The organism is Moraxella sp. RCAD0137, from assembly GCF_002894025.1.
Lineage (GTDB): Bacteria > Pseudomonadota > Gammaproteobacteria > Pseudomonadales > Moraxellaceae > Moraxella > Moraxella porci.
The window spans coordinates 62,122-76,565 of the sequence record NZ_LTCC01000006.1 but is presented as its reverse complement, the minus strand read 5'-3'; the positions used below and the strand labels follow the sequence as shown (position 1 = coordinate 76,565).

11 protein-coding genes, 1 pseudogene and 1 riboswitch are annotated in these 14,444 nt (G+C 43.6%); of the genes and pseudogenes, 9 read left to right on the top strand and 3 right to left on the bottom strand.

The genetic code is table 11. The features are described 5' to 3' along the window. Positions 1 to 94, top strand: a pseudogene (locus AZ602_RS06005) (IS1 family transposase); the annotation flags it as partial. Positions 95 to 171: 77 nt separating this feature from the next. Further along, a riboswitch (TPP riboswitch) is annotated at positions 172 to 272 on the top strand. A 105-nt stretch (positions 273 to 377) separates the two neighbouring features. Further along, positions 378 to 2,309 (top strand): phosphomethylpyrimidine synthase ThiC, encoded by a 1,932-nt coding sequence (gene thiC, locus AZ602_RS06000; protein ID WP_103034158.1) that lies wholly within the window; start codon positions 378 to 380, stop codon positions 2,307 to 2,309. Positions 2,310 to 2,311: 2 nt separating this feature from the next. Here the strand turns inward: thiC and AZ602_RS05995 are convergent, their stop codons facing one another. Then, complete coding sequence (locus AZ602_RS05995; RefSeq protein ID WP_103034153.1) at positions 2,312 to 2,731, bottom strand: YqaA family protein; 420 nt, start codon at positions 2,729 to 2,731, stop codon at positions 2,312 to 2,314. A gap of 94 nt (positions 2,732 to 2,825) precedes the next feature. Here AZ602_RS05995 and AZ602_RS05990 point away from each other — a divergent pair, with 94 nt between their 5' ends. Together AZ602_RS05990 and AZ602_RS05985 are read left to right on the top strand one after the other, a co-directional pair. Next, the gene (locus AZ602_RS05990; protein WP_103034152.1) at positions 2,826 to 4,658 is read left to right on the top strand and encodes an ABC transporter ATP-binding protein; all 1,833 of its coding nucleotides are present in this window, start codon (positions 2,826 to 2,828) and stop codon (positions 4,656 to 4,658) included. A gap of 167 nt (positions 4,659 to 4,825) precedes the next feature. Further along, positions 4,826 to 5,212 (top strand): YgiW/YdeI family stress tolerance OB fold protein, encoded by a 387-nt coding sequence (locus AZ602_RS05985; protein ID WP_103034151.1) that lies wholly within the window; start codon positions 4,826 to 4,828, stop codon positions 5,210 to 5,212. A gap of 110 nt (positions 5,213 to 5,322) precedes the next feature. Here the strand turns inward: AZ602_RS05985 and AZ602_RS05980 are convergent, their stop codons facing one another. Beyond that, positions 5,323 to 5,805: a thioesterase family protein gene (locus AZ602_RS05980; RefSeq protein ID WP_103034150.1), complete on the bottom strand. Its 483-nt coding sequence runs from the start codon at positions 5,803 to 5,805 to the stop codon at positions 5,323 to 5,325. A gap of 60 nt (positions 5,806 to 5,865) precedes the next feature. After that, positions 5,866 to 6,153, bottom strand: a complete 288-nt coding sequence (locus AZ602_RS05975) for an oxidative damage protection protein (protein ID WP_078318354.1) — start codon at positions 6,151 to 6,153, stop codon at positions 5,866 to 5,868. A 130-nt stretch (positions 6,154 to 6,283) separates the two neighbouring features. On the opposite strand from AZ602_RS05975, the gene AZ602_RS05970 reads away from it, so the two are divergent. The 5 genes from AZ602_RS05970 (at position 6,284) to AZ602_RS05950 (ending at position 14,347) form a co-directional block, all read left to right on the top strand. Next, a complete protein-coding gene (locus AZ602_RS05970; protein ID WP_103034149.1) occupies positions 6,284 to 6,862 on the top strand; it encodes a cob(I)yrinic acid a,c-diamide adenosyltransferase in 579 nt (192 codons plus the stop codon). Between the two features lie 90 nt (positions 6,863 to 6,952). Further along, the gene (gene grpE / locus AZ602_RS05965) at positions 6,953 to 7,483 is read left to right on the top strand and encodes a nucleotide exchange factor GrpE (protein ID WP_103034148.1); all 531 of its coding nucleotides are present in this window, start codon (positions 6,953 to 6,955) and stop codon (positions 7,481 to 7,483) included. Between the two features lie 202 nt (positions 7,484 to 7,685). Beyond that, on the top strand, positions 7,686 to 9,596 hold the full coding sequence (gene dnaK / locus AZ602_RS05960) for a molecular chaperone DnaK (RefSeq protein ID WP_103034147.1): 1,911 nt from the start codon (positions 7,686 to 7,688) through the stop codon (positions 9,594 to 9,596). 150 nt (positions 9,597 to 9,746) lie between these two features. After that, positions 9,747 to 11,579 (top strand): site-specific DNA-methyltransferase, encoded by a 1,833-nt coding sequence (locus AZ602_RS05955; protein WP_103034146.1) that lies wholly within the window; start codon positions 9,747 to 9,749, stop codon positions 11,577 to 11,579. Between the two features lie 2 nt (positions 11,580 to 11,581). Next, a complete protein-coding gene (locus tag AZ602_RS05950; protein ID WP_103034145.1) occupies positions 11,582 to 14,347 on the top strand; it encodes a DEAD/DEAH box helicase family protein in 2,766 nt (921 codons plus the stop codon). Positions 14,348 to 14,444: the final 97 nt, after the last annotated feature.

The window sequence follows — 14,444 nt, the reverse complement described above, 5'->3', positions numbered from 1 at the left end:
TTTTAGAAGGAGTTGTAATTTTTCAAAAAAGATTGAAAACCATTTTAAAGCTTTCGACTTAACCTTTTTTTACATCAATAATGGCTTCATTTAATGTCAGCATACTTTTTGAAACACCACCGAAAATTTATCCAAAATCCTTTTTGGTGCACAATTTTATGTTATACTAAAACCAACTTGACGGAGTGCCATCGTCTGATGGCTGAGAGCGTAAGCAATCCGTTGAACCTGATACAGTTCGTACTGTCGTAGGAATCAAGTTATTTGTTGCAAAATGGCATTTCCCAATCTAAATGGATTTGGTGATGGCTTAATTTTCCTTCAATGGCTTGATTTGTTTTAGCCAAAAAAAGGAACATCAAATGAGCCAAACAAATCTGTCCCAACTGACCAATCCAACCACTCAAGATACAACCGCAGTCGCAGGCTGTGAACAAGATGCCAAAGATTTAACTCGCATTTTGCCTGCATCGAAAAAAGTCTATGTACAAGGCTCTCGCATCGATATTCAAGTCCCATTTCGTGAAATTAGCCTAACCGATACGCCAACGGGTTTAGGCGGGCAGCCCAATCCATCGATTTTAGTATATGATACTTCGGGCGTTTATACTGACCCAAATGTCAGCATTGACCTAAACAAAGGCTTACCAAGCGTGCGTGATGCATGGATTAGCGAGCGGGGTGATACTGAACAATTAAGCGGATTAAGCTCGGAGTTTGGACGTCAGCGTCTCAACGACATTCGTACCCAAAATATCCGTTTTGCCCACATCACTAACCCAAGACGAGCCAAAGCAGGTCGCAATGTTACGCAAATGCACTACGCTCGAGCCGGCATCATCACCCCTGAAATGGAATATATCGCCATTCGTGAAAATCAGCGGCAGCAAGCGGGCGTGGATACTAGACAGCACCCAGGACAAAATTTTGGTGCAAAAAATTTAACCGAAATTACCCCTGAATTTGTCCGCTCTGAGGTGGCAGCAGGACGCGCGATTATTCCTGCCAATATCAATCACCCAGAATGCGAACCAATGATTATTGGACGTAATTTCTTGGTCAAAATCAATGCCAATATTGGAAATTCTGCACTAGGCTCAAGCATTGACGAAGAAGTCGCCAAAATGACGTGGGCGACCCGTTGGGGAGCCGATACAATTATGGATTTATCGACAGGGAAAAATATTCATGAAACTCGAGAATGGATTATTCGCAACTCTCCTGTACCGATTGGCACCGTACCGATTTATCAAGCCCTTGAAAAAGTCGATGGCATCGCTGAGAATCTGACTTGGGAAATTTTTAAAGATACCTTGATTGAACAAGCCGAGCAAGGTGTTGATTATTTTACCATTCATGCAGGCGTATTACTGCGTTATGTACCGATGACGGCAAATCGTTTAACTGGCATTGTCAGCCGTGGCGGCTCAATTATGGCGCAGTGGTGTTTGGCGCATCACAAGGAAAATTTCCTTTACACCCATTTTGATGAAATTTGCGAAATCATGAAAGCCTATGATGTTTCACTTAGTTTAGGCGATGGACTTCGTCCGGGTTGTATTCAAGATGCCAATGATGAAGCTCAATTTAGCGAATTAAAAACTTTAGGGGAACTTACGCACCGTGCATGGCAACATGATGTGCAAGTGATGATTGAAGGCCCGGGGCATGTGCCAATGCACATGATTAAAGAAAATATGGATTTACAGCTTGAAGTATGTAGCGAAGCACCTTTCTATACGCTTGGGCCTTTAACCACTGATATTGCCCCCGGTTATGACCACATCACATCTGCGATTGGAGCAGCCATGATTGGTTGGTATGGCACAGCGATGCTATGTTATGTAACACCAAAAGAGCATTTAGGTTTACCAAATAAAAAAGATGTGAAAGATGGGATTATTACCTATAAAATTTCGGCTCATGCGGCTGACCTTGCCAAAGGACACCCTGGTGCGGCAGTGCGTGATAATGCCTTATCTAAAGCTCGGTTTGAGTTCCGTTGGGAAGACCAATTTAATTTAAGCCTTGACCCAGACACTGCTCGTAGTATGCATGATGAAACCATGCCAAAGCAGGCCCATAAATCTGCACATTTTTGCTCAATGTGTGGCCCTAAATTCTGTTCGATGAAAATTACGCAAAATATCCGTGATTATGCTAAGGGCGCTGATGGCTCTGCTAAATCCGCTGAAGGCTATTACCAAAACACTGAAGGCTCTGCCAAAGACTTAGACATTGAACAAGGTATGGCACAAATGAAAGAAAAATATCACATCGAGGGCAGTAAACTGTATCATGAAGTCTAAAGCTACATGACACCAAGCCAAATCAGATAAAGTAGGGCATAACGAGTGGTTTTGGCAATACTCACAAGCAGTAAAAATCGCCAAAACCGCTCACGCATCACCCCTGCAATCAGTGTCAATGGGTCGCCGATGATAGGCAGCCAACTAAGTAATAGCGAGTACACGCCATAGCGATGATAGTGGCGTTCAGCTTTGGTGATTTGCTCAGGTTTAAATGGGAAATAGCGATGCTGGGCAAAACGATGGACATTTAACCCAAGCCAAAAATTCACACACGACCCCAACACATTGCCGACGCTTGCCACAATAATCAACGCCCACGCAGGGTGACTACCGAGTAAATAGAGCAGTAGCGCTTCAGACTGTGCAGGCAGTAGTGTGGCTGCCAAAAATGCTGCTAAGAATAGGTTAAGATACGCCATTGGCTCATCGTGTGAGAAGAATACACCAATTATAACATTATCACAGCGCTGTTTTTGTTATAATAATCCGTTTATAAAAAAACAGCGTGAAACCATGTCCTTATTTTCTTATTTTGAAAAGCGTCTCGATGCTTTCCCAGATATTACCTTGCCTAAGACCACAGGCTCATTGGCATCGTTCATCTATGCCTGTACGACGGGCTTTCGTGGCTGGTTGGTGTTGTTTACCTTATTGACAGCACTGTCGGGACTGTATTGGGCGTTTGTCTATGCATGGGTGGGGCAGATCATCGACTGGATGAGTGTGTATAGCCCAAGCCAGTTGTGGGCGGACAAAAAAACCGCACTGATCACCATGATCGCCATCAGTGTCTTTGTGCCTGTGGTGATGCTGTTTGAGACGACGGTGCATCATCAGGTACTACAAGGCGTGGCGCCAATGCGACTGCGATGGATATTTCATCAGCACATGCTTGGCCAGTCGATGCAGTTTTATCAAGAAGAATTTTCAGGGCGAGTCTCTGCCAAGGTGATGCAGACGGCACTGGCGGTGCGTGATGTGGTGATGACGCTGATCGGCGTGTTTGTGTTTATCATCACTTTTTTGGTGGGCTCGGGGGCGGTGCTGGTGAGCCTGCATCCGTTATTGGCGATCCCGTTTGTGCTATGGGTGCTGATGGTGAGCGGACTACTGATTTTTTTGTTGCCCAGACTTCAGCATACCGCTCGAGTACAGGCTGATGCTCGTGCGATGATGACGGGGCGAATCACCGATGCCTATGCCAATATCGGTACGGTCAAGCTGTTTAGCCATGCGCGTCGTGAGTCGGCCTATGCCAAAGAAGCAATGACGCACTTTTTGGGTACGGTGCATCAGCAGATGCGCTTGGTGAGTGTGCTTGAGATCTTGGTGTCGAGCATTGCTTTGGTGACGGTGACAGGCTCGGTGGCGATGGGTGTGTATCTATGGATGCAGGGCTTGGTTGGTGCTGGTGCGGTGGCGGTCGCAGGGGCTTTGGCGATTCGCTTGCAGGGCTTGACGCATTGGGTGCTGTGGGAGACGGCATCTTTATTTGAAAATCTCGGCACAGTCCAAGATGGCATGAAGACTTTGACCACACCGCATGCCGTCGTGGATCGATCTGATGCCAAGGTGTTTCATGTGAAACAGGGGGATATTCATTTTGAGTCGGTGTCATTTGATTATGGCAAAGCCAATACCGAGCTATTAAAAGACTTTGAGCTGCACATCCAAGCAGGCGAAAAAGTGGGCTTGGTCGGCCGCTCGGGTGCAGGCAAATCGACACTGGTGAATCTGCTATTAAGATTTTATGACATCAAAAGCGGTCGCATCACCATCGATGATCAAGACATTAGCCAGATGACCCAAGAATCCCTGCGCCAGCATATCGGCATGGTCACCCAAGACACAAGCCTACTGCATCGCACGGTGCGAGAGAATATTGCCTACGGCAAGCCAGATGCCACAGATGACGAGATCATCAAGGCGGCCAAAGCGGCGCACGCGTGGGAATTTATCCAAAATCTACAAGACAAGCACGGCAATACAGGCCTTGACACCCAAGTCGGTGAACGCGGTGTCAAGCTGTCAGGCGGTCAGCGTCAGCGCATCGCCATCGCTCGTGTGATGCTCAAAAATGCACCGATTTTGTTACTTGATGAAGCGACCAGTGCGCTTGACAGTGAGGTCGAACACGCCATCACCCAAAGCCTAGATGAGATGATGGCAGGCAAGACAGTGATCGCCATCGCCCACAGACTTTCGACGATCGCATCGATGGACCGACTGGTGGTGATGGATGGTGGGCAGATCGTTGAGATGGGCAGTCATGATGAGCTGATCGCCAAAGGTGGGGTGTACGCATCCTTATGGGCGCGCCAAAGTGGGGGATTTTTGGGTGAATAGTCAGTCTTATATAATTTATTAAAATCAAATGCTTATAAATTTTTTTGTAAATTTTACATTTTGGTGATGTCGCTTAAGGTTCGCTTAAGGTTGTTATGGTTTAATATGTCTTAAGCGGCAATCATTGCCCAATAGTCAAATCCACTTTTTATTTATGGAGTACTAAGATGAAAGTTCAAACACTACAAAAAATCGCCATCACCTCGGCAGCAGCAGTTGTATTGAGTGCTTGTGCAGCCAATGCCACCACCGCAACGCCTGCACCTGTCTCTGGTACAAAAGCTGTCTCTGGCGTCAACGGCAGCAGCACCGTGGCACAAGCCAAGACTTTGCGTGATGATGCGAAAGTCAGCCTAACTGGCAAGCTGGTACGCTTTGTTGGTAATGAAAAATTTGAGCTACAAGATCGCACTGGCACCATCATCGTTGAGATTGATGACGATTATTACCACAACCCACAAGAGCTGGTCGGTAAAACTGTCACTGTACATGGCGAGGTCGATCGTGACAGCCGTAAGCTTGAGATTGATGCCAATCATGTGCAACTGCATTGATTAAGACTGTGATGGCAAAAGGCTCGTTTGGCGCCATCACGATATTCACAAAAAACCCTGCTGATCGCTGTCGGCAGGGTTTTTTGGTCTTAGGCTAAAGAATCACGCCATCAAGCGGCATCAAACTGGCGGCCTTCGAATTTTTCGATGATGGTGCGCTCTTCATTAAGCCAAGGCATTTTGGCCATTTGACTATTGGTGCGGACGATCACCGCCTCACCAGAAGCGACGATGGCTTTTTGAGACTGGCTGTACATCACATATTCATGCACCAAACTGGTATTGCCCAGATGCTTGATTCGCACCGCGATGAGCAGCGTGTCTGGATAGGTCACAGGGCGACGATACTGCATACTGGAGCTGGCCAAAATCGTCAGCAGATCTTCTCGAGCATGCATCAACCCGAGCGCGCGCATGTAGCTGATGCGTGCCGATTCAGCATAGCGATAATAGGCGACATTATTCACATGATTAAAGCTATCCATCTCACCCCATGCCACAGGTTGCACATGTACCACAGGGTAGTCTTTTAGGGCATCGGGTCGGGCGTCACCTGTCAAGACAGGCTCAAAAATATCTTCAACTTTTAGCATAAAGCATCCTTACTGATTAATTCATAAAGCGCCAATATGGATCGGCGCATGGTGAAACGGCTAGGCTTTTGGCGTGTATCCTGCTGGTTTTTCATAATCGCCATTATCCAAAAACTTCTCTCGCTGCTCGGTCAAAAACTGCTTGGCATGAGGGTCGATCATGCTTAAGTGCTTTTCGTTAATCAGCATAGTCTGTAGCTCAATCCATTCATTCCACGCTTTGGCAGAGACGGTGTTTTGGATTTCTTGACCTTTGGCATTGGGAAAAGGCGGGTTTGGCAGCTTTGGCAGATTTTCTTTATATTTACGGCAAAATACCATATGATCGGCTGGGTTAAAGGTTTGCATAATGAGTCTCGGTTTTTGGTTGATACGAAGGATTATAACAAAAATTATGGCGCTTGTACCGCCTCTTGCACTTTTGATCGTCAAAAATGCTATGATAAAGCAGTTTTGTCACTCTTTATAAGGATCAAAAATGGGAAATCGTTTATCAAAAATCACCACACGCACAGGCGATGATGGCAGCACAGGTTTGGGTGATGGCAGTCGTTTATCCAAGGCTGATCTTCGCTTTGATGCGATGGGCATCATCGATGGCCTAAATGCGCACATCGGGCTGTTACAGGCGCAGCTGATGCCCAAGCTGCCAGAGCTGTGCCAAGAGCTTGGGATCATTCAGCATCAATTATTTAACATCGGCGGCGAGATCGCACTGCCCAATCACGCCCAAATCGGCTATATCGCCATCACAGATGACGCCATCGCCACGCTCGAGCGCCAGATTGACGCACACAATGCCGCTTTGCCGTATCTAAAAGAATTCATCTTGCCAGCAGGCTCGATCGCCACCGCACAGGCGCACATCGCACGCAGCGTCTGTCGCGATGCTGAGCGGCTGCTGATCCGCCTACATGATCGCGATGCCAACATCAGTCTCGCGGTGCGACAGTATCTCAATCGGCTGTCGGATTATCTGTTCGTGCTGGCGCGCGTGGTGGCACGCAGCGATGGCGGCAGTGAAGTGCTGTGGCAAAAAGCCAATGATGGCAGCTGATGCGATAAATTTTAGTTTAACACTTGAAAAATCCTGCCTTTACCATTATCAAGGTAGGGATTTTATTTTATGTTTAATTTTGGGGTAATTATGACCGAGCAAACCAACAACGACATCTTGGATGATAGCGTAGAAACCACCGAGCAAGCGGCTGAGCTTGACGAAGTTGCGACACTCAAAGCCACCATCAGCGAGCTTGAAGCACAAGTCAAAGATGCCAAAGAAGTCGCCGCGCGTGCCAATGCCGAATCCTACAACGCCCAGCGTCGTATGGAACAAGAAACGGACAAGGCAAAAAAATACGCCCTACAAAAATTCGCCAAAGAACTACTCGATGTCGTCGATAACCTTGAGCGCGCCATCGACGCCAGCGAAAAAGCAGGCGCTGATGACAGCACCCTTGAAGGGCTAAAACTGACCCACAAATCACTGCTTACCGTCCTTGAAAAAAATGGCGTGGTCGCAGTCGGTCAAGTTGGTGATGCTTTCAACCCTGATATTCACGAAGCTGTTGGCATCTTCCCTGATGCCGAAAAAGACACCATCGGTCAAGTGCTCCAAAAAGGCTATACGCTCAACGAACGCACTCTACGCCCTGCGATGGTGCTTGTTGGTGGCTAATGCATTGACTTGGGGATTTATTGAATGATTTCAATGGTTTAAAAGTCAAAAATTTTTGAAAAAAATTCAATTTTCTCCCTTGAAAAGTACAAAATCATACAAATATAGCAGTTAAGCTTGGCAAGATTGTTAAAATAAAATTTTCAACCTTGCCTAATCAGTAAAAATTTTCACATTAAAATATCTAAAATTGGAGTAAACTATGTCTAAAGTAATCGGTATTGACCTAGGTACCACCAACTCATGTGTGGCTGTCCTAGAAGGTGACAAAGTCAAAGTCATCGAAAACGCAGAAGGTGCGCGCACCACGCCATCAATCGTTGCGTTCAAAGATGGGGAAATCTTGGTCGGCCAAGCAGCCAAGCGCCAAGCGGTCACCAACCCAAAAAACACCCTATTTGCCATCAAGCGTCTGATTGGCCGTCGTTTTGAAGACAAAGAAGTCCAAAAAGACATCTCACTTGTCCCATTCAAAATTGTCAAAGCTGACAATGGTGATGCATGGGTCGAAGCTGGAGACAAAAAACAAGCGCCACCACAGATCAGTGCTGAAGTACTACGCAAGATGAAAAAGACCGCCGAAGACTATCTGGGCGAGCCTGTGACCGAAGCTGTCGTGACCGTACCTGCGTACTTCAACGATGCACAGCGTCAAGCGACCAAAGATGCGGGTCGTATCGCAGGTTTGGATGTGAAGCGTATCATCAACGAACCAACCGCTGCTGCCCTTGCTTATGGCATGGACAAAAAAGGCGGCGATAAGACCATCGCTGTCTATGACCTAGGTGGTGGTACATTTGACGTGTCAATCATCGAGATTGCTGATGTCGATGGCGAGCAACAATTTGAAGTACTGGCAACCAACGGTGACACTCACCTTGGCGGTGAAGACTTTGACTTGGCATTGATTGATTATTTGGTTGAAGAGTTCAAAAAAGAACAAAATGTCAACCTAAAAGGCGACCCACTAGCGATGCAACGCCTAAAAGAAGCTGCCGAAAAAGCCAAAATTGAGCTATCAAGCAGCCAATCAACCGAAGTGAACTTGCCATACATCACCGCTGATGCGACAGGTCCTAAGCACCTTGTCATCACCATCAGCCGTGCTAAGCTTGAGAGCCTAACCGAAGACATGGTTGCTCGCACGATTTTGCCTTGCAAAACTGCACTAGAAGATGCTGGCCTATCTACCAGCGACATCGATGATGTCATCCTAGTCGGTGGTCAAACTCGTATGCCACTGGTACAACAAAAAGTACAAGAATTCTTTGGCAAAGAGCCACGCAAAGATGTGAACCCTGATGAAGCGGTCGCCATGGGTGCAGCGGTGCAAGGTGCGGTACTGTCAGGCGACAAAAAAGATGTATTGCTACTGGATGTGACCCCGCTCACCCTAGGTATCGAAACTATGGGCGGCGTGATGACTGCGATCATCGAGAAGAACACCATGATTCCAACCAAAAAATCACAAGTGTTCTCAACAGCAGCCGACAACCAACCTGCGGTATCAATCCAAGTGTATCAAGGTGAGCGTAAAATCGCCAACCAAAACAAACTGCTTGGCAACTTTGATTTGACTGACATTCCACCTGCACCACGCGGTGTACCACAAATCGAAGTCACCTTTGACATCAACGCTGACGGCATCATGAACATCAGCGCCAAAGACAAAGGCACTGGCAAATCACAGTCAATCCAGATCAAAGCCGACTCAGGTCTGTCTGATGCCGAGATCGAAGAAATGATCCGTGCCGCTGAAGCGAATGCTGCTGAAGATGAGAAATTTGCTGCCCTTGCCAATGCTCGTAACGAAGCAGACGGCCGCATCCATGGCGTCCAAAAAGCGATGAAAGACGCTGCGGACAAAGTGACTGATGACGAAAAAGCCGCTGTTGAAGCAGCCATCAGTGCACTAGAGACTGCGACCAAAGAAGATGATGTCGATGACATCAAAGCTAAGCTTGAAGCGCTTGACAATGCCTTCATGCCAATCGGTCAAAAAATCTACGCTGATGCTGGTGCACAAGGTGCAGATGCACAGCCACAGCAAGACGCTAAGCCTGCTGATGATGGCGTGGTCGATGCTGAATACACCGAAGTCAAAGACAAATAATCTTTGATTGGTACATTGGTTTAAAAACACCGCTCAATTTGATTGGGCGGTGTTTTTTTAAATAACGATTGGATTTTTGATAGCTTTTATTTATACTAGTAAATGTCATTATTTTTTAAAGCAAATTTCTTTAAGTACAAGGAATGCTCAATGTCAAACAATTCGCTCACCAAAGGCAACTACACTCGCCACAGCAACAAAATCGGACTGACCAACAAAGACGGCTTTATCACCTATCAAGACAATGTGGTGTTAAATTTTCCTTTTAAAGACACCGTGTTAGAGGCAGGCATGAACAAAGAGGATGCAGCGCGCACCGAACGCTTTTTGCATTTAGAGGTGGACGGACGAGATATTGACACACTTTTTGAGCCAAAGGTATTGACAAGCTTCCAATATTTTTCGCAAAATAATACAATCAGCAATCAGCAATCAGCAATCAGCAATCAGCAATCAGCAATCAGCAATCAGCAATCAGCAATCAGCAATCAGCAATCAGCAATCAGCAATCAGCAATCAGCAATCAGCAATCAGCAATCAATAGAATTCTTTGATGAAAATGGCGAATTGACCCAAAATCTACTCATCAAAGGCAACAATCTGCTTGCCTTACATTCTCTAAAATCCCGCCTAGCAGGACAAATCAAACTCATCTATATAGACCCGCCGTATTATTTTAATAATAATAAACCATTTGATACGTTTAAATATAATTCAAATTTCAAGCTGTCCAGTTGGCTTGTTTTTATGAAAAATCGCCTAGAAATTGCCAAAGAATTATTAGCCGACAACGGGGTAATTTTGGTTCATATCAATGAAGATGGTAATGCTTATTTAAAAATTCTTATGAATGAAGTCTTTGGTAATGAAAATTTTGTAGAAACTTATATTTGGAAGAATACAGACAATCCAGACAGCCTGTCTAAAAAATCACGTTCATCGGTTGAATATATTATTGCTTTTGAAAAGAGAATAAATAAAACTATTGCTTATATTGGCAAGGAGACAGAAAATGGCGATGCCCCTTTACTGCACACAGGCAATAATTATAAACCACTTATTTTTCCAGCAGGTTCCATTAAATTCAAGTTAGCAGACGGGAAAATTGAAAAAGGCAAGCCTGATAGAGTTGAAATTGTAAATGACTTTGATATCGTAAATGGTATTAATGCACAAGAAGTTATTTTGATAGGAGAGTTTGTATGGTCGCAAGAAACTGTTAATGAAGAATTAAAGAAGGGCACTTATTTTTTGATAAAATCCAATAAATTTTCTATTCGTTTTCAAAGATTGGAAGCTACATCAATGGCACCTGAAAAATATATTGATAATATTTATTTATCAAAAGCAATTGGGGTTGGTACGAATGAAGATGCAACAAGTCATTTAAACAAACTTAATATAAAATTCTCTAATTCAAAACCTGAAAGTGTTGTTTCTTTTTTTCTAAAAGCCGTAACTAGTGAAAATGATATAGTTTTAGATTTTTTTGCAGGCTCTGGCACCACCTGTGCAGTCGCTCATAAAATGGGGCGGCGTTGGATTGGTATTGAACAGATGGATTATATTGATGACATTACCAAGGTGCGTTTGCAAAAGGTGATTGATGGCGAACAAGGCGGCATTTCTAAGGCGGTGAATTGGACTGGGGGCGGCTCGTTTGTTTATTTTGAGCTTAAAAAATACAATCAGTATTTTATAGACAAAATCCAATCCGCCAAAACAATGGGCGAATTGGACAGCGTTTATGATGAAATGGCAAAAAATGCGTTTTTTAAATTCTGGTTTGATAAAGATGATTTTCAAAAGCAATATAAAAAAGACGCTGATGATAATAAAATTAGCTTAGAGGACAGAAAAGAAATTTTAAAAGAAGTCTTAGATGAAAATCAGCTGTATCTGAATTATGCCGATATGGATGATACACGCTTTAAAGTAAGCGATGATGAAAAAGCCTTATCAAAAGCGTTTTATGGAGCATAATCATGACAAAAAAGATAAAATTAAAAGATACGCTGAACGAATTTTTATTCAATCAAATCAAAAACGACCCTGATTATAAACAGTGGTCTGATAACTTTGAAATGCCAAACTATATTACAGACAATTTATCACGCACTTTGCGTGATTATCAAATAGAGGCGGTTAAGCATTTTATTTATTTGTTTGAAAGTGGCGAAATTCAAAAAGCCAAGCACATTTTATTTAATATGGCGACAGGCACAGGCAAAACGCTGACGATGGCGGCGATTATTTTGTATCTGTATGAATGGGGTTATCGTAATTTTATTTTTTTGGTACATCAAGTACAAATCAAAGAGCAGGCGTTGGCAAATTTTACTGACCCAAATTTTGATAAATTTTTGTTTAAAAAACAAGTTAAATTTAATGGCAAAAGTATATCTATTAAAGCCATAGAACGCTTTGAGGACAGTAAGCGAGCGGGCATTAACTTTATGTTTTTTAGCACGCAAATGCTGTATGAGCGTATCAACAACCCCAAAGAAAACAGCATCAGCACTGAGAATTTTATCAAAAACGATACCATTATTATTGCCGATGAAGCTCACAGACTTAATGTCAATACTAAGAAAAAAACCGAAGTGGCGGACGAAAACAACTGGGAGACCGCCGTACAATCGGTATTGCACGCCAATCCTAGAAATTTACTTTTGGAATTTACTGCCACAGTGGATTTAAAAAATGAAAAAATCCATCAAAAATATAAAGACAAACTGGTCTATAAATACGACTTTTTGGCATTTAATAAAGATGGCTATAGCAAGCAAGTGGCGTTTTTGTACAATGACGAAACGCAAATTGCCGACCAAAAACGGCTCTTGATTATCAATGCGGTGGTATTAAGCGAATACCGCCGCCTGCTTGCCGAGCGAGAAATGGGTGTGGCTATCAATCCTGTCGTATTGATTAAATCTGTCAAAATCGCCCAAAGCGAGGAGGACAGAGCGTTTTTTCACAAAGTCATCAGCTCACTTAGGGTAGAGGATTTAAAGCACTTAGAGCATATGGCAGAAGAAAAAAAGGATTTGTTTGACACTCAATCCTTGATGATTGCCCAAATGTTTTATTGGTTAAAATCCGCCAAAGCCAATCTTGCTACCGCCCAAGACACCACAGGGCTAAATGCGTTTATTGCGCATATCAAAGAGCGATTTTCTGAAAACAACACCATGATTTATAACAGCAAAACCAAAGAAAAAGCCGAGCTTTTGCCTTTGCTTGACAGCCCCAAAAACACCATTCGGGCGATCTTTTCGGTCAATGCCCTAAACGAAGGCTGGGATGTGTTGAGTCTATATGACATTGTTCATTTTGACATCTCAGAAACTAAAAAAGTTTCTTTGCAAGACATTCAGCTGATTGGGCGTGGAGCCAGACTTTGTCCTTATCAGCTGCCAAAAAGCTATCATCATGATGATTTATTTAGCGGTCATAATGCGTATGGCACCGACCCATTTAAGCGTAAATTTGACCAAAACCCAAATGATAATGGACGAATGCTAGAAACCTTTTATTATCATTTTGTCAAAACAGGCACTTTTTTGGAAAACCTACAAAAAGATTTGCTTGGCGAGGGCATCATCAATGAGGGAGTAGAAAAACGCACCATTCATTTAAAACCCAAATTTTTGCAAAGTCAAACCTATCAAAAAGGCTTTGTGCTGGTCAATCGCCAAGAATTCCGCTCAAAAAACACGCAAAGCGACATTGATTTAACCTTTAACAGACAAATCATCGCGAGCAGTTATAAACTGCATACGCACACATTGACCGACAAAGAGCAAAACACTGCCTTGTCCGCCCTAAACTACAAAACCATCAAAATCAGTGCAGAATATTTTTCAAGGCATTTGTTGTATAAGGCGTTGATTTTGGCGGAAAATGGCTTTTTTAGATTAAATAACCTAAAAAAGCACATCATCGGCATCAGCAGCATTGATGAGATGATTGATGTTTATTTGCCCAAATGCGACATCAAATACGGTTATGTTCAAGGTAAAGATATTGATGATTTGTCTGCTCACGAAAAGCTACAAATGCTGATTGGCAGTATTTTGCCAGAAGTGCGAAAAGCCATTGACAGATATCTGCCCATCGTCAAAGGCAGCAGTTTATTTAGCCCAAAGCCTTTGTCTGAGATTTTTCAAAAACAAAAGAACATTTATCTTGTGGCGTACCCCAATATCAACGAACAAGGCGAAAAAACATTCATTGCACCCGATGAACGAGCCAAAGCCCAATCTTGCCATGATAACAGCGACTTGCAATACGCCGTCAATACCGCCGATTGGTATGCTTATACCGAAAACTATGGCACAAGCGAAGAAAAACGCTTTGTCAAATTTATCGCCAGTCAAATTGATACATTAAAGCAAAGCTATCAAAACGCCGAGATTTATCTTATTCGCAATGAATTGGATTATTATTTGTTTGATGTGGATAGCGGACGGCGATTTAGTCCTGATTATATGATGATAATCAATGATTTTCAAAATAAAAAAATGTATTATCAGTGTCTGTTTGAGCCCAAAGGCGGGCATTTGCTGGACAAAGACAAATGGAAAGAGCAGGCGCTGATACAGTTAGAAAATCAGGCTCATATTGAATTGGACTGTCAGGGCAGTGATTTTGATGCTTATCAAGAGGTTAAATGCCTAGGCTTTAAGTTTTTTAATAGCGAGCCTAGAGGTGTGGGGGATTTTGGGGCGGATTTTAAGAATAAATTATGAAAATAAAAATTAAACTATCTTTATAGTGGAATGGGTAAGGATGTTATATCAATTGATCATAGCCATGCTATAGTCTTATTATGCATGGCTCATCCCT

Coding starts and splice junctions, on each gene's coding strand:
- AZ602_RS05950 (WP_103034145.1), top strand. CDS start 11,582: ATGACAAAAAAGATAAAATTAAAAGATACGCTGAACGAATTTTTATTC.
- AZ602_RS05995 (WP_103034153.1), bottom strand. CDS start 2,731: ATGGCGTATCTTAACCTATTCTTAGCAGCATTTTTGGCAGCCACACTA.
- dnaK (WP_103034147.1), top strand. CDS start 7,686: ATGTCTAAAGTAATCGGTATTGACCTAGGTACCACCAACTCATGTGTG.
- AZ602_RS05975 (WP_078318354.1), bottom strand. CDS start 6,153: ATGCAAACCTTTAACCCAGCCGATCATATGGTATTTTGCCGTAAATAT.
- AZ602_RS05955 (WP_103034146.1), top strand. CDS start 9,747: ATGTCAAACAATTCGCTCACCAAAGGCAACTACACTCGCCACAGCAAC.
- grpE (WP_103034148.1), top strand. CDS start 6,953: ATGACCGAGCAAACCAACAACGACATCTTGGATGATAGCGTAGAAACC.
- AZ602_RS05970 (WP_103034149.1), top strand. CDS start 6,284: ATGGGAAATCGTTTATCAAAAATCACCACACGCACAGGCGATGATGGC.
- AZ602_RS05985 (WP_103034151.1), top strand. CDS start 4,826: ATGAAAGTTCAAACACTACAAAAAATCGCCATCACCTCGGCAGCAGCA.
- AZ602_RS05990 (WP_103034152.1), top strand. CDS start 2,826: ATGTCCTTATTTTCTTATTTTGAAAAGCGTCTCGATGCTTTCCCAGAT.
- AZ602_RS05980 (WP_103034150.1), bottom strand. CDS start 5,805: ATGCTAAAAGTTGAAGATATTTTTGAGCCTGTCTTGACAGGTGACGCC.